Annotated in this window: 18 protein-coding genes; 4 read left to right on the top strand and 14 right to left on the bottom strand. The window is 64.4% G+C overall.

Annotation, left to right across the window (positions count from 1 at the left end; all coding sequences use genetic code 11):
- The 4 genes from EPO50_RS09890 to EPO50_RS09875 form a co-directional block, all read right to left on the bottom strand.
- Nucleotides 1-540 (bottom strand): TRAP transporter small permease subunit, encoded by a 540-nt coding sequence (locus EPO50_RS09890; protein ID WP_296343452.1) that lies wholly within the window; start codon nucleotides 538-540, stop codon nucleotides 1-3.
- A gap of 66 nt (nucleotides 541-606) precedes the next feature.
- A complete protein-coding gene (locus EPO50_RS09885) occupies nucleotides 607-1,611 on the bottom strand; it encodes a TRAP transporter substrate-binding protein (RefSeq protein ID WP_296343450.1) in 1,005 nt (334 codons plus the stop codon).
- Nucleotides 1,612-1,642: 31 nt separating this feature from the next.
- Nucleotides 1,643-3,316 (bottom strand): hydantoinase B/oxoprolinase family protein, encoded by a 1,674-nt coding sequence (locus EPO50_RS09880; protein ID WP_296343448.1) that lies wholly within the window; start codon nucleotides 3,314-3,316, stop codon nucleotides 1,643-1,645.
- Between the two features lie 10 nt (nucleotides 3,317-3,326).
- On the bottom strand, nucleotides 3,327-5,411 hold the full coding sequence (locus tag EPO50_RS09875; RefSeq protein WP_296344189.1) for a hydantoinase/oxoprolinase family protein: 2,085 nt from the start codon (nucleotides 5,409-5,411) through the stop codon (nucleotides 3,327-3,329).
- A gap of 88 nt (nucleotides 5,412-5,499) precedes the next feature.
- Here EPO50_RS09875 and EPO50_RS09870 point away from each other — a divergent pair, with 88 nt between their 5' ends.
- Genes EPO50_RS09870 through EPO50_RS09855 form a run of 4 tightly spaced genes read left to right on the top strand, consistent with a single transcriptional unit; the run spans nucleotide 5,500 to nucleotide 10,758 of the window.
- Nucleotides 5,500-6,684 carry a cyclic nucleotide-gated ion channel gene (locus EPO50_RS09870; protein WP_296343446.1) on the top strand — a complete coding sequence of 395 codons (1,185 nt, stop codon included), beginning with the start codon at nucleotides 5,500-5,502 and terminating at the stop codon, nucleotides 6,682-6,684.
- Entirely contained in the window at nucleotides 6,681-8,369 is a 1,689-nt protein-coding gene (locus EPO50_RS09865; RefSeq protein WP_296343444.1) for an FAD-dependent oxidoreductase, read from the top strand. Before EPO50_RS09870 ends, EPO50_RS09865 begins: the two co-directional genes overlap by 4 nt.
- 16 nt (nucleotides 8,370-8,385) lie before the next feature.
- Nucleotides 8,386-9,792 (top strand): mannose-1-phosphate guanylyltransferase/mannose-6-phosphate isomerase, encoded by a 1,407-nt coding sequence (locus EPO50_RS09860; RefSeq protein WP_296343442.1) that lies wholly within the window; start codon nucleotides 8,386-8,388, stop codon nucleotides 9,790-9,792.
- Between the two features lie 3 nt (nucleotides 9,793-9,795).
- Nucleotides 9,796-10,758 carry a hypothetical protein gene (locus EPO50_RS09855; protein ID WP_296343440.1) on the top strand — a complete coding sequence of 321 codons (963 nt, stop codon included), beginning with the start codon at nucleotides 9,796-9,798 and terminating at the stop codon, nucleotides 10,756-10,758.
- A 7-nt stretch (nucleotides 10,759-10,765) separates the two neighbouring features.
- On the opposite strand, the gene EPO50_RS09850 is transcribed toward EPO50_RS09855, so the two are convergent.
- From EPO50_RS09850 to EPO50_RS09805, 10 genes are all read right to left on the bottom strand, one after another.
- Complete coding sequence (locus EPO50_RS09850; RefSeq protein ID WP_296343438.1) at nucleotides 10,766-12,067, bottom strand: glycosyltransferase family 2 protein; 1,302 nt, start codon at nucleotides 12,065-12,067, stop codon at nucleotides 10,766-10,768.
- A 7-nt stretch (nucleotides 12,068-12,074) separates the two neighbouring features.
- Entirely contained in the window at nucleotides 12,075-13,322 is a 1,248-nt protein-coding gene (locus EPO50_RS09845; RefSeq protein WP_296343436.1) for a glycosyltransferase family 2 protein, read from the bottom strand.
- Between the two features lie 13 nt (nucleotides 13,323-13,335).
- Nucleotides 13,336-14,052 (bottom strand): ABC transporter ATP-binding protein, encoded by a 717-nt coding sequence (locus tag EPO50_RS09840; protein WP_043283678.1) that lies wholly within the window; start codon nucleotides 14,050-14,052, stop codon nucleotides 13,336-13,338.
- A 2-nt stretch (nucleotides 14,053-14,054) separates the two neighbouring features.
- Nucleotides 14,055-15,332, bottom strand: a complete 1,278-nt coding sequence (locus EPO50_RS09835; RefSeq protein ID WP_296343432.1) for an ABC transporter permease — start codon at nucleotides 15,330-15,332, stop codon at nucleotides 14,055-14,057.
- Nucleotides 15,332-16,330: an efflux RND transporter periplasmic adaptor subunit gene (locus tag EPO50_RS09830; RefSeq protein ID WP_296343430.1), complete on the bottom strand. Its 999-nt coding sequence runs from the start codon at nucleotides 16,328-16,330 to the stop codon at nucleotides 15,332-15,334. The genes EPO50_RS09835 and EPO50_RS09830 overlap by 1 nt, the downstream gene beginning before the upstream one ends.
- 40 nt (nucleotides 16,331-16,370) lie before the next feature.
- Complete coding sequence (locus EPO50_RS09825) at nucleotides 16,371-17,531, bottom strand: polysaccharide biosynthesis/export family protein (RefSeq protein WP_296343428.1); 1,161 nt, start codon at nucleotides 17,529-17,531, stop codon at nucleotides 16,371-16,373.
- An 85-nt stretch (nucleotides 17,532-17,616) separates the two neighbouring features.
- Complete coding sequence (locus EPO50_RS09820) at nucleotides 17,617-18,000, bottom strand: STAS domain-containing protein (RefSeq protein WP_296343425.1); 384 nt, start codon at nucleotides 17,998-18,000, stop codon at nucleotides 17,617-17,619.
- Nucleotides 17,997-19,142 (bottom strand): glycosyltransferase, encoded by a 1,146-nt coding sequence (locus EPO50_RS09815; protein ID WP_296343422.1) that lies wholly within the window; start codon nucleotides 19,140-19,142, stop codon nucleotides 17,997-17,999. Before EPO50_RS09815 ends, EPO50_RS09820 begins: the two co-directional genes overlap by 4 nt.
- Before the next feature lie 6 nt (nucleotides 19,143-19,148).
- Entirely contained in the window at nucleotides 19,149-19,961 is an 813-nt protein-coding gene (locus EPO50_RS09810) for an ABC transporter ATP-binding protein (protein ID WP_296343420.1), read from the bottom strand.
- Nucleotides 19,939-20,655 (bottom strand): ABC transporter permease (locus tag EPO50_RS09805; protein WP_296343418.1); only part of this gene is annotated, 717 nt, incomplete at its 5' end. The genes EPO50_RS09805 and EPO50_RS09810, both read right to left, overlap by 23 nt.

The following is a 20,655-nucleotide window of genomic DNA, read 5'->3' as shown; positions in this document are numbered from 1 at the left end:
TTATTCGATGTCCTGACCAATACGGAGACGGGAATCATCGCCCGGCTCGCCGCGCAACAGGCGGCCGAGCCGTGCAATCGTTTGCAGCGTGAAGAGGAGCGACCCCAGCGCCAGGGGGAACTGGGTGATCCAGCGCAGGACCTCGCTCTTTTCCGGCGAGCGCGACTCGCGGACGTAAGACAGCCAGGTGAGTTCACCCAGCGCCCAGGTGAGATAGGCGGCAATCAGCACGCCGCAGATCGTGGCGAAGATGTCCAGCATCCGCGCCAAGGGCTTCGGCAGGTTCTCCAGCAGCACATTGACCCGGATCTGCGCACCGGCGCGTAGCGCATAGGCTGCGCCCATCAGGAAGGCCGCGCCCATGAGGTAGGCGCTGAATTCCCAGGCGAAGTAGAGGCTGACATTGAAAAAATTGCGCGACAGAACCTCTGCCACGATCAGGCCGAGGATCGAGACGATGCACAGCGCCGATGCCCAGGCCCCCCACATCGACAGCCCATCGATCACGTCGAGGACGCGACCCGCCGGATCCGCCTTCATCCACTCTCCCCCTTGAGATTTGCCGGGAGCACGCCGTCCAGCCGACGCGCTCCCAGCGAAGATCCGCTACGAGCGGCCCAGTTCTTTCTTGTACTTGGCGATGATGTCGGCCGAGACCGGGCCGGCGCGATCGATGAAGGCCTTCTCGAGCGAGACGGTCCGCTTGCGCATATCGGCCAACATGGCCGGCGGCACTTCGATCATGGTCATGCCGCCCTCGATCATCCGCTTGGCGCTGGCCTGGTCGGCATCAATCGAGACCTGCCAGAACTCCGGCTGCAGCTTCGCCGCGAGATCGGTGATCGCCTTCTGATTGGCGGGCGAGATCTTCTTCCAGGTGTCGTTGTTGATGGTGACGATCTGGCTGCTCCAGACGTGATTGGTCTTGTAGAAGACCTTCAGGAACTCCCAGAACTTGCCGTCGACACCCGACACCGAGGAAGTGCTGACGCCCACGACTGCGCCCGACGCCAGCGCGGGCACCGTCTCGCCCCAGGGGATCTGCACCGCCGACATGCCGAGCAGGTTGATCATGTCGCCGGCCTGGCGATCGGGCACGCGGATCTTGAGGCCCTTCAGCCCGTCGACCGTGTCCGTCTTGACGTTGCAGTGGATGTACTGCGTGGGCCACGGCACGGTGTAGAGGATCGTCTGGTTGAACTTGGTGGCGATCTTGTCGAACTCGGGCCGCGCATACTTCTGCAGCACCTTCAACTCGTCGGCATTGCTGACCAGGAAGGGCACGCCCTCGATGCCCAGCAACGGCGCATCGCCGACCTGCTGGATGTTCAGAATATCGGCCATCGGCACCAGCCCGTCGCGCACGGCGTTGAGCTGTTCCGGCCCCTTGTAGCCCAGCGATCCACCGGAATGGACGGTGATCACCACGCCGCCGTTGGTCGCCTTGCCGACTTCCTCAGCGAACTTCTTGGCGTTCTTGGTATGGTAGTTGCCATCCGGCCAGACCGTTGCCAGGTCGAGCTTCATGGCCGACTGCGCCTTCACGATCGCCGGCGCGAACATTGCCGCGCCAGCTCCCACCTTCAGAGCGGTTCTACGTCCCAGTTTCATCGAAGTCTTCCTTCCCTCTTTCCCCGTTTCGCTATTCTGCCGCACGTGGCGGCTTATATGCGTAGAGCTTGTTGGCCGCCTCTTCGGAGATCAAGCCATCGGCAAGATCATTGGCGACTTGGACACGATCACGTTCTGTTGGCGCGCCGATGCCAGCGCCACCCGGCGTCATGATCACGAGGCGATCGCCCGGCGGGATGAGTTGGAAGCCCTTGCCCTTGAGCTTGCCGCCGGCCTTCAGCGCCACGAAGCCCGCTTCGCCATCGGCACCACCGTCACGGCCGCGCGGCGGATGATCGATGCGGTCGAAAGCGGCCAGCAGGTCGAAGGGCTCCGCGATGCCGCTTTCGATTTCCATGATCTGGCCCAGCCCGCCGCGCGTGCGGCCGGCACCGCCGGAATCGGGACGGAACTCCTTGCGCCAGAAAATGAGCGGCGTCTGCGTCTCGGCGATCTCGACGGGCGTACCACGCACGCCGCTGGGATAGGCCGTGGCGGAGAGCCCGTCCTTGTCCGGACGCGCGCCCGTTCCACCGTTGGAGGTGATGGCCATGCCGAAGCCGTAGTTACCGCCTTCGCCACCCTTCACGCGGCCGCGCACGTTGATGTTCCACAAGCAGGAGGTGCCCTCGGCGGGTACACGCTCCGGCACGGCCTGACGCAGGCAGCCAAAGGTCACGTCGGGCAGCATCTGGCCGATGACATGGCGCGAGGCGACGGCGCTGGGCTTGGGCGCATTCAGGATGGAGCCCTCGGGAGCCGACACGGTGAGCGGTTCGAGCGAACCCGCATTGTTCGGAATGTGCGTGGAGACCACGCAGCCCAGACCAAACACCGTGTAGGCCGTCGTATAGGCATGGGGCACGTTGATGCCACGCCGCGACACACCCGACGTACCGGTGTAGTCGACATGGATGCCCGTGTCGGACACGGTGAGCGAGGCCGTGAGCGTCACCGGCTCGTCGTAACCATCGACCGTCATGGTGTTGTGCCAGGTGCCTTTGGGCAGTTTGGCGATCTCCGCCAGCACGGCCTCGCGCGAGCGCGCGATGATGTGATCGCCGAGTTGGTCCAGCGAGTCGATGCCGAACTCGTCCAGCATCTCGACCAGACGGCGCGCGCCGACATCATTGCAGCCGGCCAATGAGTAGACGTCGCCCTCGGTATCGACCGGCTGGCGCGTGTTGGCACGGATGATCGCCATCAACGTCTCGTTCGCCTTGCCCTGGTCGAAGAGCTTCAGCATCGGGATGTAGAGGCCTTCCATAAAGACGTCGGTCGCGTCGGGGCCGAAGCCGATGCCGCCGATGTCCATGAGATGGCTGGTGCAGGAGAACAGCGCCACCAGCTTGCCGTTGTGAAAGCATGGCGTGGTGATGACGAAGTCGTTCAGGTGGCCCGTGCCCATCCAGGGATCGTTGGTGATATAGGCATCACCCGGCTTCATGGTCTCGATCGGGAAGTAGCGCAGGAAATGCTTCACCGACTCGGCCATCGAGTTCACATGGCCCGGCGTGCCGGTGACGGCCTGGGCAAGCATCCGCCCCTGCAGATCGAAGACGCCGGCGGAGAGATCACCGCATTCGCGCACGATCGGGCTGAAAGCGGTGCGCATGAGAGTCTGCGCCTGCTCTTCGACCACCGCGATCAGGCGGTTCCACATGATCTGCAGGTCGATCAGGCCGACGCTGTTGGATTGGCTCATCGGTGGTTCCTCACGCGTCCTTGCGATCCATGACGATACAGCCGGACGCATCGATATGCGCGGCAAAACTCGCGGAAATAAAGGTCGAGGTCTCGTCCTCGGCGACGATCGCCGGCCCCGGGAATACGCTCCCCGGCGGCAGGCTCTCGCGGCGGTACACCGGCACCTCGGCCGATTTGCCGCTGCGGCCGTCGAACACTGGCCGTCGGCCTACGGGCTTGGGTACAGGCGCCGTCCCCGCCTTGCCCTGCACTTCCGGCCGCTTGGCCTCGGTCGAAACCTGCACCGACCAGCTCAGGACCTCGATGGCAGCGTTGGGAATGTGCCGTTCGAACAGGACGGCATAGTCCTTCTCATAGGCCTCGCGCAGCGCCTGCGTATCCGCCTCGGTGAGCGGCCGCTGCGGCAGGGTCACCATGATCTCATGGCCCTGTCCCACATAGCGCATGAACGCGACACGACGTTCGAACATCGGCAGGCCCCGCGCACCCGGTGCCACGAGAGCTGTTGCCTCGGCGCTCATCTCGCTCAGGAGTTCGGTTGCCGCGGCAGCCTCGAACGTGTCGAGGCGCATGTAGCGGCTGCGTACCAGCTCGTAGGACACAGGGGCGGCCAGGAAGCCCACCGCCGAACCGACACCGGCATTGGGCGGCACAATCACACGTTGGACACCGATCTTTTCGGCGACCCGTGCGGCATGCAGCGGCGCACCACCACCAAACGCTACTAAGGCATACTGGTTGACGACCGCACCACGCTCGGCCGCATGCACACGCGCGGCGCTCGCCATGTTTTCCGACACCATCTCATAGATGGCATAGGCGCCCATCTCGGTCGAAAGCCCGATGCCTTCGGCCACGTCGCGCTCCAGTGCCCCGCGGGCCGCCTCGATATCGAGCGCAATCGAGCCACCCGCGAAATGCGCAGGATCGATCGTACCCAGCACGACGTTGGCGTCGGTGACGGCGGGATGCCGACCACCGCGACCATAGCAAGCCGGTCCCGGTTCCGCGCCCGCGCTCTCCGGCCCCACAGTGACCCGCTTCAATGCATCGAGTCGCGCAATCGAGCCGCCGCCTGCACCGATCTCGACCATCTCGATGACCGGGATGCGCACCGGCAGGCCCGAGCCCTTGAGAAAGCGCGCGGCACGGTCGACCTCGAACAGCCGCGCCGTGTGCGGCTGGTAGTCGTCGATCAGGCAAATCTTGGCCGTGGTGCCACCCATGTCGTAGCTCAGCGCCCGCTTCTCGCCAGCGCGGGCCGCGACCTGTGCAGCAAAGATTGCGCCACCGGCCGGGCCTGATTCGACCAGACGTACCGGGAAACGTCGCGCCGTCTCGATGGCGGTGAGACCGCCGCCGGACGTCACGAGATAGATTGTGCCCTTGAATTTTTCAGTGACGAAGGCCGCCTGCATACGCGCAAGATAGGAATCCATCAGCGGCTGCACATAGGCATTGGCGACAGCCGTCGACGTGCGCTCGTACTCGCGCACCTCGGGGCAGACTTCACTGGAGAGCGTCACCCAGAGATCGGGCAACTCCGCCTTCAGGACGTCACGCACTCGCCGCTCGTGGGCAGGGTTGACGTAGGAGTGCATGAAAGCGACGGCAACGCTTTCGATGCCTTCGGCCCTGAGCTGCTTGGCGAGTTCGCGGACAGCGGCCTCGTCGAGCGGCAGCCGAACCTTGCCATGCACGTCCATGCGCTCCGGGACCGTGAAGCGCAGCGCACGGGGCACCAGGGGCCTGGGCTTTTCGATGGTGAGATCGTACTGGTCGTAGCGACTTTCGTTGGCGATATCGAGGACATCGCGGAAGCCTTCCGTCGCGACAAGTGCCGTGCGTGCGCCGCGCCGTTCGATGACGGCGTTGGTCGCGAGTGTCGTGCCGTGCACGAACACGGCGATGTCGCCGAAACCCTTGCCGGCATCGCCCAGGATCAGGCGGACGCCTTGGAGCACCGCCTCCTCAGGCCGCTGGGGTGTCGTCAGCAGCTTGCGTGTGAGCCGCCGGGTCCCCTCTTCCAACACCACATCCGTGAAAGTGCCGCCGATATCGACGGCGATTCGCAAATCGTTAGCCACCTTGATCAGATACCTCTTACCGCGACGCGGGCGCGACCGTAGACCGGGCCTCCTTTCGTTGCAATTGGCAGGCCAAGCCGCCTATGGTCGCTCTGTGACGGCCGCGTCAAAGAAACTCCGATGGCAGGTTTTCTCGGTCCTGCGCCCTTCCGAGCCCAGCCCCGCTGCGCGGCGCTGGCGGACCTTCCATCTGACCGTCCTGGCTGTCGGCCTGCTGGCGGTAATTCTGCTCTCGATCGACGAATTCGCGTCGGGACACCGCGTCTATCTGCGCGGGGCGATCTGGATCGTCACGATAATCTTCCTGGTGGAGTACCTGGCCCGCCTCTGGGTTGCCCCTGAGATACCCGCTTACGTCGACAAGTCACCCACCAGGGCGCGGCTGCATTGGATTGTTTCTCTTCCCGGTCTGATCGGCCTGCTGGCGATCATGCCGGTCGTCATGATGACGGGCGGGTACAGCATCAGTGGCGCAGATACGGCTTCGGTCTTCTGCATCCTCTGGATCTTGAAGCTAGGCCTGCATGCGCCGGCCTTCGGCACCCTTGCGCGCGTGATCTCGAACGAGCGTGCGCCGATCGCGAGCGTCCTGATCGTCTTCGCCATCCTGCTGATGGCCGCCGCCACCGCCGCGCACATGTTCGAGCGGGTGAAGCAACCTGAAGCTTTCGGCAACCTGCCCAATGCCATGTGGTGGGCCGTCGTCACGCTGACCACCACGGGCTACGGCGACGTCGTACCACTCACCGCTGGCGGTCGCATGATCGGCTCGCTGCTCATGATCAGCGGCATCGCGGTGCTCGCGTTGATGACCGGCGTGCTCGCGACTGGCTTTGCCCAGGAGGAACGGCGGCGCGAGTACCTGCGTGTCTGGGACCAGGTTTCGCGGGTGCCGATCTTCGCATCGCTCGGCGTCGTCACCTTGTCGGAGATCGTGGGCAAGCTGCGCACGCGCTACTACCCGGCCCACGTGACGGTGCTGCGCCGAGGCGATCCCGGCGACTCGATGTTCTTCATCTCAAACGGCGAGGTCGAGGTGCGACTGCCGACCGGCGGCTCCGTGCGGTTGGACGACGGTGCGTTCTTCGGCGAAATGGCGCTGCTCAATCGCCAGCCACGCGCCGCCTCCGTCGCGACGACGCGGCCGACGACCCTGTTGGTCCTCTACGCCAGCGACTTCTACGAGATCGCCTCGCACATCCCGGCGCTGGCCGAAGCGGTGGAAAACGAGGCCAAACGGCGGCGCGAGGAGAATCTCGGCCGCGAAGGCAAACGATGATCGAAACTGACCTCCTCGTCGTTGGCTCGGGCGCTGCCGGCTTTTCGGCGGCACTCACCGCCTCACATGCAGGCCTGAGCGTGCTGATGGTCGAGAAAGAACCTCAGTTCGGCGGCACCACGGCCTACTCTGCCGGCGTAATCTGGATCCCTAGCAACCGGCACGGCCGCGCGTTGGGCATCGCCGACTCGAAAGAAGAAGCTCTTACCTACCTCCAGCAGGAAGCAGGCAACCGGCTCAATCTCGAACTCGCCAACGCCTTCCTCGACAACTGCAATCCGGCCGTCGAGTTCATCGAGAAGAACACCTATGTCCGCTACGAGGCAGTGCCGATCTGGGCGGATTACCATCCGACCAAGGCGGGCGCCGCGCAGGGCGGCCGATCGCTGCTCCCTCTCCCATTCGATGGACGCCGTCTCGGTAAGCGCTTCGCCGAGCTGCGCGCGCCATTGCGCACCATGATGGCGTTCGGCGGCATGATGCTCGGCCGCAACGACCTGCCGCATGTCTTCCGCATGACGCGCTCCGCCCGCTCGGCGCTTCATGTGGCGGGCATGACGGCGCGCTATGCCGTCGATCGCCTCAACCACGAGCGCGGCACACGCCTCACCAACGGCAATGCCCTGATCGCAGGATTGGCACTTTCCGCCCAGGAGCGTGGCATCGATCTCTGGCTTGAGAGTCCGGTGATCGAGTTGATGCAGCGCGACGGCGCCGTTATCGGTGCGATCGTGCAGCGCAACGGCCAGCGGCAGGAGATCCGTGCACGCCATGGTGTCGTGCTGGCCTGCGGCGGCTTCCCGGCCGACGACGATCTGAAGCGCCGTTACTACGGCCATGTGCGCGAAGGGCATGCGCACCGCTCGGCGCCACCGCCGGGCAATCGAGGTGATGGCATTCGGCTCGGCCAGTCGGCAGGCGGCACGATGGCAGAGGATGTGGCATATGCCGCGGCCTGGGTACCGGTCTCACTGGTGCCGCAACCTAATGGATCGACCCTGCCCTTTCCGCACTTCTACGAACGCGGCAAACCCGGCTACATCGCTGTCGATGCGACAGGCCGACGGTTCACCAACGAGTCCGCCTCCTATCATGACTTCGTACCGGCCATGGTCGAAGCCTGCCGTGGTCGCGCCGAAACGAGCTGCTGGCTGATCTGTGACCATCGCGCGATCAGGCGCTACGGCATGGGCGCCATCGGCCCGGCGCCTCTGCCGCTCGGGCCGCACCTCCGTAATAGCTATCTGCTGAGTGCGGGAAGCTGGAAGGAACTGGCAGGTAAGCTCGGAGTCTCCGCAGACGCCCTGCAAGACACCGTCGAGCAATTCAATACGCACGCTGCACGCGGAACGGATCCCGAATTCGGCAAGGGCACTGACGCGTATCACCGCTTCAACGGCGATCCGACCCACGGGCCCAATCCCTGTCTCGCACCGCTCGTGCAAGCGCCGTTCTACGCCATGAAAATGATCCCCGGCGATATCGGCACTTTCCTGGGGTTGAGGGTCGACGGCCATGCCCGCGTACTCGACGGCACGGGAGCCCCTATTCGCGGCCTGTATGCCGCAGGTAACGACATGACCAGTGTCATGGGCGGCACCTATCCGGGTGCGGGCATCACCATTGGCCCGGCCCTCACCTTCGGTTATATCGCGGCCCAACATGCGGCCTCGGCCGCCCGTTAAAACGAAAGCAGTCGCCATGGCTCAGATCACGCCCGTCATCCTGGTCGGAGGCTCCGGCAAGCGCCTGTGGCCGCTGTCGCGCGAGAGCATGCCCAAGCAGTTCGTGCCGTTGCTGGGCAAGCAATCGACCTTCCAGCAGACTCTGGTACGCGTCGCCGATCGCGGCCTGTTCAGTCGGCCAGTCATCGCGACCAACGATGCCTATCGTTTCATGGCCGAGAAGCAGGCCAGCGAGGTCGGCATCGAGATCGACATCCTGGTCGAGCCGTCGCGCCGCGATTCCGGCCCGGCCATGGCTGCCGCCGCCGTCTACACCCGCAACCTCGGTGCCAAGGCCGTGCTGGCGTTGGCCTCGGACCATCTGGTGATCGGCGCGGAAGAGTTTCTGGGGGGCTGCCGCGATGGCCTCAACGCCGTGCAGCAGGGCGGCATCGTGACCTTTGGCATTCCGCCGACGGAACCCAAGACCGACTACGGCTACATCCGGCCGGGCAGCGAGCGCATCGGCCCAGTGCAGAAGGTCGCCGCCTTCGTCGAAAAGCCCAATGCCCAGACGGCACTGCGCTACATCGCCGAGGGCCTTCTGTGGAATAGCGGCAACTTCCTCTTCCCCCCCGAACTGATGCTCTCGGAAATGGTGCGCTTCGAGCCTGCCATGGCCGCCGCGGCCGAAGAGGCCGTTGCCAAAGCCAGAAAGACCGGTTCGACGGTGTTCCTCGACGCCGAGGCCTTCGCCAAGGCGCCGGCTAAGTCGATCGACTATGCCGTGATGGAACGCACCGACAAGTGCTGGGTGGTGCCGGCCAAGTTCCGCTGGTCTGATCTCGGCACCTGGGACGCGCTGCTCGATGTCGGCGAGTCCGATAGCGCCGGCAACGTCACCGAAGGTCCGGTCGAGATCGACCATGTGCGCAACTCCTACATCCGCTCCGATGGGCCGCTGACGGCGGTGATCGGCGTCGAGGATGTCGTGGTCGTGGCGATGAACGACGCCGTGCTGGTTGGCCATCGCGACAACCTCCCGCGCCTGAAGGACGTGGTGCAGCGTATGTCGGACGGCAACCACCGCGCCGCCACCGAGCATGCGGTGATCCACCGCCCGTGGGGCAGCTACCAGGACATCGACCGCGGCGAGCGCTTCCGCGCCAAGCGGCTTACGGTCAATCCCGGTGCCAAGCTCAGCCTGCAGAGCCATAACCGCCGCGCCGAGCATTGGGTGGTCGTGAAGGGTGTCGCCGAGGTGACGCTCGACGGCCAGATCACGACGCTGCACGAGAACGAATCGACCTACATCCCGATCGGCGGCATCCACCGCCTCGCCAATCCCGGCCCCGACCTGCTGGAAGTGGTCGAGGTTCAGACCGGCGACTATGTCGAGGAAGACGATATCGTCCGCTACGAAGACATCTACGCGCGCGTCTGACGGATGCTGTTCGGCGCTCATCACGAGTGGGGCAAGCTGCGCGAGGTCGTCATCGGGATTTCGCCCGCCGAGGATTTCGTCGTTTTCCATGAGCCTTCGCAGCGCTGGTTGACGCCCGACGGGGCCGACTTCAGCCGCGCCTATGTCGGCAAGCGCCTGATCGACGTCGATCCGGAGAGGGCAAAGCTCATCGAGCGTCAGGCCGATGCGTTGGCCGAGTTGGTGGCGCACCAAGGCGTCACCGTCCATCGTCCCGAGCAACTGAAGGGCGAAGAACGCGTCTTCATGGCGCCCAACGGTGAAGGCGCCCAGCTTTTCCCGCGCGACGGTATGATCGTCGTCGGCCATCACGTCATCGACGCGTCGTTGCGGCTGAAGTGCCGGCAGCGCGAGCGCTATGGTCTGCGGCCAATCATTCAGCAGGTCGTCCAGCAACGCGGCGCCCGTTGGTCCAGCGTGCCGCTGGGCTCGCCCGGCTGCGTCGACGGACCGTTCCTCGAGGGCGGTGATACGCTGCTCAATGGCTACGAAATCTATGTTGGCATCTCGGGCTGCGCCTCCGATCTGGCCGGCGCCGACTGGCTGCAAGCGCTGCTGGGCGACCGGTACCGCGTGATCCCCGTGGCTCTGCGCTCCAATGTGCTGCACCTCGATTGCGCGATGGCGTTGGTCAAGCCGGGCCTGCTGATCTACTGCCCGCAAAAGCTGATCGACGGCCTGCCCATGTCGTTGCGCGACTGGGACAAGATCGAGGTCTCCGTCGAAGAAGCGACGCTACTCGCCACCAACTGCCTGGTCCTCGAAGAAGGGCATGCCATCGTCGATGCTGAAAATGCTCGCGTCATCGACGAACTGAAACGGCGCAAGGTCGAGGTCATTCCCCAGCCCTTCGACGGTCCCATCGCGACGGGTGGTGGCCTGCGCTGCGCACATCATCCGCTGCTGCGCGAAAGCATCCTCGCCTGATTCTGGTTCAGGTACCGCGCTTGGGCGTGCGGTCGAAGACGACGGGCTTGGGCTTGCTGAATAGCTTCTTGACGTGGACGCCGAGCGAGCGGATCACCGTCGCGGCCTGACCGCCGACGAAACGCAGAAGGACAATCGCGAACTCGCCCGGCGGGATTTCGCCGCCGCGAATGAAGTTGTGGCCGGCGCGCAGGAAGGTCGTGGCGCAGAACAGCACCCAGGCGAAGGTGATGATGAACAGCGTCAGCAGCAGCGGGATCAGCGACGGCGCCAGCAGGGCCGCCAGCAGACCGGCGGCAACGCCAACCAGCAGCACCGGCTGATTGAGCGACATACAGAGGTGCAGGAGCGCCGCGCCCTTGGCCGCAGGTGTGATGGTGCGGCTCTTCAGGATCTCGGGAAACATGCGCCAGGAGACATGGCGGAAGCCGTCCTGCCACCGCTGCTGCTGACGCAGCCAGGTTTTGGTGTCGGCCGGCAATTCGCCCGGCACACCGACGCTGGTCAGGAACAGCGCCCGCCAGCCCTTCACCCAGCCGCGGTAGGTGAGATCGAGATCCTCAGTGACGGTATCGCCCTTCCAGCCGCCGCCGGCCTCGATCGCCGCGCGTTGCCAGATCCCACAGGTGCCGTTGAAGGGCAGCGGATGGCCGGCCCAGCATCGCGTCGCCTGCTCGATGCCGAGATGGGCGTCGAGCGTCACCATCTGCATCTCGGTGAGGGCGTTCTCGTGCGGATTGAGGAAGTCGAAGCGGGCCTGCACGAAAGCCGTCTTGGGCTCGGCAAAGAAGGGCCGCATGCAGACACGCAGAAAATCGGGCGGCGGGATGTAATCGACGTCGAAGATCGCGAAGTAGTCGTAGGGCGTCTTCTGCATCGCCTCATGCAAGGCCCCGCCCTTGTAGCCGCTACGATCGGTGCGCTGCAGCGCCACCACATCGAAGCCCTTGGCGCGCAACTCGGACGCCACGGCGCGCACCATCTCGGCGGTCTCGTCGGTGCTGTCGTCGAGAAGCTGGATGTGCAGCTTGTCGCGTGGCCAGTCGAGGTCAGCGGCCGACTCAGCACCGCGGCGCACGACGGCTCCTTCGTTGAACGACGGGATCTGCACCACGACATGCGGCAGCTCCGCATCCGGCGGCAATGGCGTGGCGAGCAGCGTCTCCTCGCGGCGCAACCCTGCTTCCTTCAGCCGGTGATGCAGCACCACCATGTAGAGCAAGCTGCCGATGAAGGACGCGAGCAGCACGCAGCACACTGCGAAGATCGCGGCGAGCAGGAGGGCCAGGGTCGCCAAGAGTACTGACATAACTCGCTCAGGTGCCCGTCTTCGGCGTACGTTTGAACTCGGTCTTCTTGCCAAAACCCGCACCGACGATCGACGCGGTATTGACGAAGGCAAGGTACACGATCAGCGCCGGCACGCTCGCCGCCGTGACCAGGTAGCGCACCAGATCACCTCGCTGCAGGCGACGATAGGCCCCCCAGGTCATGCCGAACAGCACGACAAGCATGCCGATCAGCCATAGCCAGAGGCCAAAACGGAACAGCCCCAGCAGCTTGCCGTGGCCCAGGATCGAGATGACCAGACCGACGATACCGACGGCCAGCAACGGAAAGATGAGCTGCTGGCCGAGTGCCACCGTGGTCGTGAACTTGGCTTCCGTTGACCAATCGGCGGCATTCCAGATCGGCACCAGGAGCTTGCGCGCGACCTGGACGAAGCCCTTGGACCAGCGGCTTTGCTGGGTGCCGAACTCGTCGACCTTCTGCGGCAGCTCGCCGACGACATGCGGCTCCATGAGGAAAACGCCGGTCCAGCCCTTGAGGTAGGTCCGCAGCACGAGGTCGAGATCCTCCGACAGCGTGTCGTGCGACCAGCCGCCCGCCTCCTCGACGGCCGCACGGCGCCAGATGCCACCCGTGCCATTGAACTGGAAGGGCACACCACGCCGTGCACGCACATCCTGCTCTACCGCGAAGTGCGCATCCTGCATGAGCCGCTGGGCGCGGGTCAGCCAGTTGCTGTCGCCATTGCCCCATTCGATGCGGGTCTGCACGAAGGCCGCCCGCGGATTGGCCAGCATCGCGGCCATCGTGCGCCCGAGCCAATCGGGTGGCGGCACGAAGTCGGCGTCGAACACCGCAACATAAGGCGCGTCGTTGAGTTCCAGACCGGCGGCCAGGGCACCCGCCTTGAAGCCGCTGCGATCGTTACGACGGATATGATGGGCGTCGATACCGTCCCGGCGCAGACGAGCCACGGCATGGACGGCGATATCCGAAGTGAGATCGTTGCTGTCGTCGAGGAGCTGTATGGTGAGCCTGTCGCGCGGCCAGACGAGCGCCCCGGCGGTGGCAACGGCACGATCGACAACCAATGGTTCGTTGTAGACCGGGATCTGGATCAGGACACGCGGCAGGTCGTCGGGCAACGAGGCTTCAGCCCCCTGCTCCTGGGGCAACTCCCTCAGCCAGTAGATGAGGTAGAGGAAGTAGCCCGCGATTGCGAACTGCGCGAGGAGACAGAGAAGAACGATCAGGTCGACAAAGAAGAGCAGCATTCCTTGCTGCCCGTCAGTGGTAATGGATCGGCACTTCGAAGCACCGCCCATCCTCGATGTGGAGGCGACGCGAAGCGACGTCGAAGATCCGCTCATCGTGCGTCGACAGCACCACGGCGCACTTGGCACGCATAGCGAGATCCTTGAGTTGATCGACCACGACGCGGCCGGACACGCGATCCAGTGCCGAAGTCGGCTCGTCCGCGATGATGAGGTCCGGCAATCCGATCATGACGCGGGCGATGGCGACACGCTGCTGCTGGCCGCCAGAGAGCTCATCAGGCCAGGCTTCGGCCTTGTCGGCGAGCCCCAGCAACCCGAGCAGGTGGCGCGCGCGCCTTTCATCCCAGTTCGGATCGGCCAGCGGCGTGGTCGAGACGCCGGCAATCACGTTCTGCAGCGCCGTCAACGAGGACAGGAGATTGCGCTTCTGGAACAGGAACCGCACACGGTTGCGCAACGTGTCCAGCTCAGCTCCGCCGAGGCCCACGATGTCGGTACCCAAGAGGCGCAGCTTGCCCTCGGACGGCTTGCGCATCGTGCCGAGGATGGTGAGCAAAGTCGTCTTGCCCGAGCCGGACGGCCCCGTGACGATCAGCAGCTCGCCCTCGCGGACCTGCATGTTGATGTCGAACAGCACATCGACCCGCTGCGGCCCCTCGCCGTAGTGGTGGTGAACATCGACCGCCTCGACGACTGGCGGCCCGAAACCGTGGGTGTCCGTCGTCATGGTCACTCGAACAGCATGATGGGATCGACCTTCCACAGGCGGCGGATGGCGAAGAGACTGGAAACCACGGTCATGATCACGCAGGCGACCAGCGCCACGACCATCTCGCGCAGCCCCATCGTCATGCCGAGATGCATCGCCGCCTCGGTCGCGCCGTAGACGAAGCGCCCGAGCGTGAAGGCCACCAGGAAAGCCGGCGTGATGATGGCCGCGCCGATCTGGCCGATCATGAACAGGAAGAACCACCAGTCGTAACCCAGGCTCTTCAGGATCGCGTATTCGGGCAGGTAGAAGCGAATGATCTGATACTGGGCGTAGTAGATGAACACCATGCCGATCATCACGCCCATGACGAAACCGAGATCGGTGATGTAGCCGACCGGTGTCTCGCGTGACCAATAGGTGCGTTCGCGCTTCTCAAAATCGCGGATGGTGATGACTTCGCCACGGCCGGCGAGCGCCTTGTTGATATCCTCCCTCACGACGTCAGGGTCGGCGCCCTTCACGAGCTTGATACCGATGAAGGCCGGCCGGTCGGACCACCAGGCGCCGAAGACCTCGGCCATCGTATCCTCGGACATGAGAATCGCGCCGTCGTTCAGCACGTTGGGGCCGAGAGCGAAGTTTCCGACCACGAAAAGCTGGCGCAGGAGACCGCGATTGTCCGGCGGTCCCAGCACCTGGAACTCCGGCTTACCGGGCCCGACCGACTCGGCCAGATTGCCGAAATAGGGCCGCGAGTCGCGATCGTAGAGCATGCGCCGGGCTTCGCGCAGCCGGTAGAGGTTCTCCCGCAGGCCAGGCACATCGATGGCTGGCCGCTCGACGTCGATGGCATACCAGGCGATGCGGCGCGGCGTCGCCATGCCGGCATGGGTCATCGACATGACGCCGAACCAGAACGGCATGGTCGTGGCGACCGACGAATTGGCCGAGACGACATCCGTCATGGCGGCCGGTACTTCACCGTGAAGCTGCAACGACTTGAAGCCATAAGGGACCAGCACGAGGTCCCCCACCACCGAGCGATGAAGGCGGATCGCCGAATCGTAGACTGCGCGTTCGATGCCGAGCTGGGCGAAGATCACCAACAGACTCGCCGTCACGCCGGCGAGCGACAGAAGCGTGCTGGTCCGCTGGCGCTTGAGCTGCTGGGCGCCGAGCGGCATTGCCGTCGCGGTCCGGGCGGCGGCCTTCAGGCGGGCCAGCGAGAACTGCGGCCACCACTGGAACCATTGCCGTCGCCGCGACGACGGAACGGCAGGCAGCGTAACGGCCATTAGAGGAAGGTGACGCGTGTCTCGCGTCCCAGCACCTGCGGCATGCTGGAGGGGTCATCGAGCTGAATTTCGACCTGTACGACACGCGCGTCGGTCGAGGAGCCACCATCCGGCTCGATACGCTGCATACGCTTCACGGTCGGCGCCACGCGCGAGATCGTGCCCTTGTAGACCGTCGGGCTGCCACGGAACGTGACCTCCACCTTGCCGCCCGGCGAGATCCGCCCGATCTGCAGTTCGTCGACATCGGCCAGCACGCGGAGCTGCGAGAGGTCCACGATCTTGGCGATGCCATTGGTGGAGACCCGCTCGCCTTGCCGCGTGTAGATCTGGATCACGACGCCGTCGAGCGGCGAGCGGACCAGCGCCTGTTCGCGGGTATTGCGGGCGTTGGAGAGCTTCGTCTCGGTGATGGAGATCTCGGTGTCGATCTGGGCCAGGTCGCTCTGCAGCGTTTCCTTCTGCACGCGCAGCTTCGCCTGCTCACGCTCGAGGCTCTGCTGGGAGATGGACAGCTCAAGCTGCTTCTGGTCCGGCGGCTTGCCGGAGCGCTGCATCTCGAGGTTCTTGAGCTTCAGCTCCTCGGCCGTGGACTTCACGACGACTTCCTGCATCGCGATCTCGGCCGTGCGGAAGCCACTGACCATGGCTTCACGCTGCTGCTTGGTCTTGGCCAGTTCGGCCTCGGTCGTCCGGACCGCGATATCAGCCTTGGGGTAGTTCGAGAGGACGGCGATGATCTCGTCCTTCTTGACCTTCTGGCCATCGGCGATCTTGAGCTCGATCAGAACGCCGCCACCCTGCGGGTCGCCGGCGATGATCGCCGTTCCCGACGGAGCATCGGTGTATCCGCGCGAGATCAGCGGCGGCGCCTGCCGGGCCCCGTCCTGAGCGCTGATGGTCTGCCGACTGGGCGTTACCCATAGGAGAATGGCGCCGACGACGAGCAATGCCGCCAGTCCTGCCGCACCCCATGTGAATTTTTTTGCCTGCGCCATACGGAATTATACCAAAAATCGGCTGAGATTGCGCCCCGGATCAGAACGACGTCGATGGGATAACCGTGCCCCTCGTGATGCCCACGATCGAGAACGTGCGATAGATCGAAGTCAGGATCTTGTCGTACTCGTAGAGTGGGGCGTTCGTGACGTAGATGACATCTCGCGCCTGGATCGGGAACTGCTGCGCAATGAAAATAGAGACTGGCTGGTAGAGGTCCAGTCGAAAAACGCGGGCCCGGGCTGTGGGATCTCTCTGCAAATCCCCCATTCTGAACACATAAACGCCCGTTTTGTTTGCTCGCTGGTCGGCCAGACCGCCGACCGTGCCCAGCGCTTCGAGCAGGCTGGTGTTCTGTTTCGAGAGCTCGACGTTGCCCGACTTCATGACGGCGCCCAGCACGGTGTAGACGCGCGAATTGGGGCGCACGACGATCTCGTCGTTCTTCTGGAGCGCTATGTCGCGGCCGGCCAGCAGGTCGGAATACTGCGTCTGGAGGATCACCTGCCCCTGCCGGCGCACCACGACTTCGACTTGATTGGAAGGGCTGGTGGCAAAACCAGGCTGAGAACTGCCGCCGACGGGGCCGCCCGCCCGGCTGATTGCCTCGGCAAGGGTTCGCACGCCATCGAGCATCGAGATGCGACCCGGCTGCTTGACGTCGCCCGAAACCATCACCGTATGAGTGCGGTCGGCCACGAATTCGACGATCACCTGCGGATCCTGGGCCTTGCCGGAGGCCGTGACCTGCTGGCTGATCTTCTTCTCGATCTGGCTCAGATCCATGCCCGCGACATGGACGGTGCCGACGAAGGGCACGCTGATCGTGCCGTCGTCCGTCACCCGCTGGACACCGAAATCGGCGCCGGGTCGCTGGATGGTCGGGAAGATGCTGCCTTCGTAGGGCTCGAAAATGCGCACCTTGAGCACATCGCCCGGCGCCACGGAAATGCGGCCGCCAGAGGAAACGTTGCTCACTGACGAAGGTACGTCAAAGGGAGCCAAATGATTGTAGCTGGCGATCGTGGTCGGCGTGAGGTCGATCACATCGAACGGCAGGGCTTCCGTGCTGGTGGCAGCGGCTCCCCCCATCCACGGCCCGTCACCGGGGATCGCCGTGCAACCTGCAACACCGATGCCCAAGCCGAGGACAATGGCGATAGGGCGCGCAGTCGCGCGCAACCAACTCCAAACTGTCAAATCCCTGTCTCCGTCCGGAACGGTCGCCGCGTTGATCGCCAGCGCCGCGTCCCATCGCATGGTCCTGCCTCAGCAGGGGCAGTAATTAACCCGTGGCGCCACGCCGGTGCAAGCGCTCCGCGGGACTGCCCACAGACCCGCGATTCAACCGGTTGGCAGCATCTGCGGTGTTCTCGGCAACATCGAACAGCTCCGAGAAGCCGCTGACGAGCAGACAATCGGCCGCCGGCCCCGAGAAGCGACACAGCACGACTCGGGCTCCTACTTCTGCCGCGCGATGGAGCACGGTCGCAAGAGTTCGCACCCCCGCTGCGCTCATGTAGGTAACGTCGCTGCCGTCGACGATGATGCGTGCATTCGGCCGGACCTCAGCCAGCAACAGCGTTTCCACCGAGGCTGCAGTCACCGAATCAACGCGCGCCGGCAGCATGACCGTCGATATCGACTTTCCAGTATTCACATCTCTCATAGGGATGTCCTTGAAGCGCTTTTTCCACGGCTGCGCCACTCGCCGCCAAGATCGGTGCCGCGCCAGGGGATGCGGCGTCCACCGATCGCACACACTGCCAACGCTGGCGCCAAGACCTCACGAACCAAAGCTGCTCCCGCAGCCGACCAGCCGAACGAAAGGCGACGCCCGGCCATGAACCACTTTTCCCCAGCAAGCCAGACCAGCAGATGGGCAAGCAAAGCGACCACGACCAGGCCTGGCGTGACGCCGCTTGCCAGTAATGCCGCAGCCCCTACCGCGCCGGTGACCGTGCAGCCAATCGCGGGCTCCCAGAGCACCAGAGGCCATACCGGCAGGCGCAGACGGGTGCGTGCCCAGCGGACCTGGCGGCGCCAGACGGCCGACCACGGCCGCGCGCCCAGCGGCAGACGCGGCATGACTTCGCCAAGTTGGGTGGACAGCCCCAGCTCACGCACCGAGCGCACGACGGAATAGTCGTCGGCGATCCAACGGTTGAACCCGCGCCAGTTACCGATGCGCTGGAGCGTGTCGTTCGTCAGCAGCGTGACGCCACCCGAGGCGACGGCGATCCCGAGTCGGTCGGCAGCCAGCAGGAAGCGCGCTTGATGGCCATCGATGTAAGCGCGCTCGATTTCCGCGGCGAGAGTTTGGGGGTCCTCAGCGGCCTTCAGCGCCAACACGAGGCCGACCTTGGTCGAGAGTGGCGCGGCAGCACGGCAGAGTTCGTCAGGGCTGACCAGGATGCCGGCATCGCAAAGCGCGACCACGTCGCGACGGGCGGCTTCGAGTCCTTTGCGGACATTGTTCATCTTGGGATTGAAGGTGTCGCCGCTGCCCACCAGGATCGGCGCCTCGGGCCAGATTGCCTTGGTCGGCAATACCGCATCGTCGTCTGCGGTTGCGACGCAGATCAAAACTTCGACACCAGCCTGGGCGAGCCGCTGGAGCGATTGCACATAGGCCTCGGAGGCATCCCCTGCTCCCGCCATCGGTGCCACGACAGTGAAATCGGCCGCCGTGTGATGCGCCGCGGCCGTTGTCCGCCTAGGGGCCCGTGCGAGAGCGGCACTCGCCCAATGCACGGCCGTTCCGATCGACCACCAGCCCAATCCGAGCCACGCCAGGGCGCCCGGCTCCATGGCGCATTACTCGCCTGCCGCCACGGGCTTGGCTTCGGCCCTACCCGCCGTGAAGCGGTTGACGTCGTCCTTCTCGACCAGCAATGCGCGGTGATAGTTGCGGATCACGTCGTTGGGGTCGCCCTGCTCGCGGATGCGCCCCTCCTCGATCCAGATTGCCCGCGTGCACAGGCGGCGCACTTCCGCCATCGAATGCGAGACGAAAAGCAGCGTGCCGGTCTTGCGAAAGTTGTCGATCCAGTCGAGGCACTTGCGCTGGAAGGCGGCATCGCCGACCGACAGCGCCTCGTCGACGACCAGGATCTCGGCCTCGACGTGCGCGCAGATCGAGAAGGCAAGGCGCGTACGCATGCCCATCGAGTAGTGCTTCACCGGCTGGTCCATGTAGTCGCCGATCCCGGCGAACTCGGCGATCGAGTCGAACTTGCGCAGCACTTCCGAACGCTTCAGGCCGAGCACGGCGCCGCCGATCAGGACGTTCTCGCGTCCCGACAGCTCCATGTCGAAGGTCGAGCCCAGCGCCAGCACCGGCGCGATCCGGCCATTGACCCGCAGCTCGCCGTGACTGGGCAGCGTCATGCCGCAGACCACCTGCAGCAGGGTGGACTTGCCGCAGCCGTTGCGGCCGAGGATGCCGATGCTCTCGCCCTTCTTCACCTCGAGGCTGATGTCGCGCAGCACCCAGAACGGCTTGAAGTAGGCTTTCCACCAGCCGAACAGGACCTGTTTCAGCCAGTCGTTGCGATGGGCATAGAGCTGGAAGGCCTTGCCGAGGTTTTTCGCCTCGACGACGACCTCAGAGGACGTCGACGATGACATTCCGATACCTGTCGAAGAACCAGTAGCCGAAATAGAAGCTGAACAGCGAAATAAACAATGTCCAGCCGTAGAGGATCATGTTGGGCAATCTGCCCCCCAGCACCAAGTCGCGCAGAATTTCGACAAAGCAAACCAGCGCATTGCCATACATCCAAAAATCGTAGGGCGCCGGCACCATCGACGGCAGATAGAAAATCGGCGTCGCAAACATGAAAAGAGGCACGATCGTGATCATCAGATAGCCGGCATCGCGCGTGAATGCTCCGAGAGCCGCCAGGAACCATGACATGCCGATCAAGAACGCGATGAACGGGATGAAAATGAACGGCAGCAACAGCACCGTCACGGGCAGCTCGCCAATCACCGCCAATTGGAACAGCAGCATCACCCCCAAGGAGATCAGCGTATAGGCCGTGGCGCGCAGCGTCGAGATCACCGCCAGCATGTCGCTGGGAAAGATCGTCTGCTTGATGAAATGGGTGTACTCGTGCAGCAGCATCGGTGCACGAAATGCCATCTCTGAGAAGAAATTGAAGATGATGAGGCCGCCGAAGATGAATAGGGCGTAACCGGCCTGGCTCTTGGCCAGATTTTCGGGCAGCGGCAGAGTCAGGGCCGTGCTGAACACCAAGGAATAGACGGCGATCATCAGCAGGGGGGCAATGATCGCCCAGATCCATCCGGCGATCGACCC

Origin of the sequence: Reyranella sp. (genome assembly GCF_004297405.1) — a bacterium.
Classification (GTDB): domain Bacteria; phylum Pseudomonadota; class Alphaproteobacteria; order Reyranellales; family Reyranellaceae; genus Reyranella.
This window is presented reverse-complemented; position numbering and strand designations above follow the sequence as displayed.

Bases quoted from the DNA above. Each gene is read 5' to 3' on its own strand.
- EPO50_RS09835 (WP_296343432.1), bottom strand. From the start codon at position 15,332: ATGGCCGTTACGCTGCCTGCCGTTCCGTCGTCGCGGCGACGGCAATGG.
- EPO50_RS09855 (WP_296343440.1), top strand. From the start codon at position 9,796: ATGCTGTTCGGCGCTCATCACGAGTGGGGCAAGCTGCGCGAGGTCGTC.
- EPO50_RS09810 (WP_296343420.1), bottom strand. From the start codon at position 19,961: ATGTCATCGTCGACGTCCTCTGAGGTCGTCGTCGAGGCGAAAAACCTC.
- EPO50_RS09840 (WP_043283678.1), bottom strand. From the start codon at position 14,052: ATGACGACGGACACCCACGGTTTCGGGCCGCCAGTCGTCGAGGCGGTC.
- EPO50_RS09830 (WP_296343430.1), bottom strand. From the start codon at position 16,330: ATGGCGCAGGCAAAAAAATTCACATGGGGTGCGGCAGGACTGGCGGCA.
- EPO50_RS09860 (WP_296343442.1), top strand. From the start codon at position 8,386: ATGGCTCAGATCACGCCCGTCATCCTGGTCGGAGGCTCCGGCAAGCGC.
- EPO50_RS09850 (WP_296343438.1), bottom strand. From the start codon at position 12,067: ATGTCAGTACTCTTGGCGACCCTGGCCCTCCTGCTCGCCGCGATCTTC.
- EPO50_RS09885 (WP_296343450.1), bottom strand. From the start codon at position 1,611: ATGAAACTGGGACGTAGAACCGCTCTGAAGGTGGGAGCTGGCGCGGCA.
- EPO50_RS09815 (WP_296343422.1), bottom strand. From the start codon at position 19,142: ATGGAGCCGGGCGCCCTGGCGTGGCTCGGATTGGGCTGGTGGTCGATC.
- EPO50_RS09890 (WP_296343452.1), bottom strand. From the start codon at position 540: ATGAAGGCGGATCCGGCGGGTCGCGTCCTCGACGTGATCGATGGGCTG.
- EPO50_RS09820 (WP_296343425.1), bottom strand. From the start codon at position 18,000: ATGAGAGATGTGAATACTGGAAAGTCGATATCGACGGTCATGCTGCCG.
- EPO50_RS09880 (WP_296343448.1), bottom strand. From the start codon at position 3,316: ATGAGCCAATCCAACAGCGTCGGCCTGATCGACCTGCAGATCATGTGG.
- EPO50_RS09845 (WP_296343436.1), bottom strand. From the start codon at position 13,322: ATGCTGCTCTTCTTTGTCGACCTGATCGTTCTTCTCTGTCTCCTCGCG.
- EPO50_RS09865 (WP_296343444.1), top strand. From the start codon at position 6,681: ATGATCGAAACTGACCTCCTCGTCGTTGGCTCGGGCGCTGCCGGCTTT.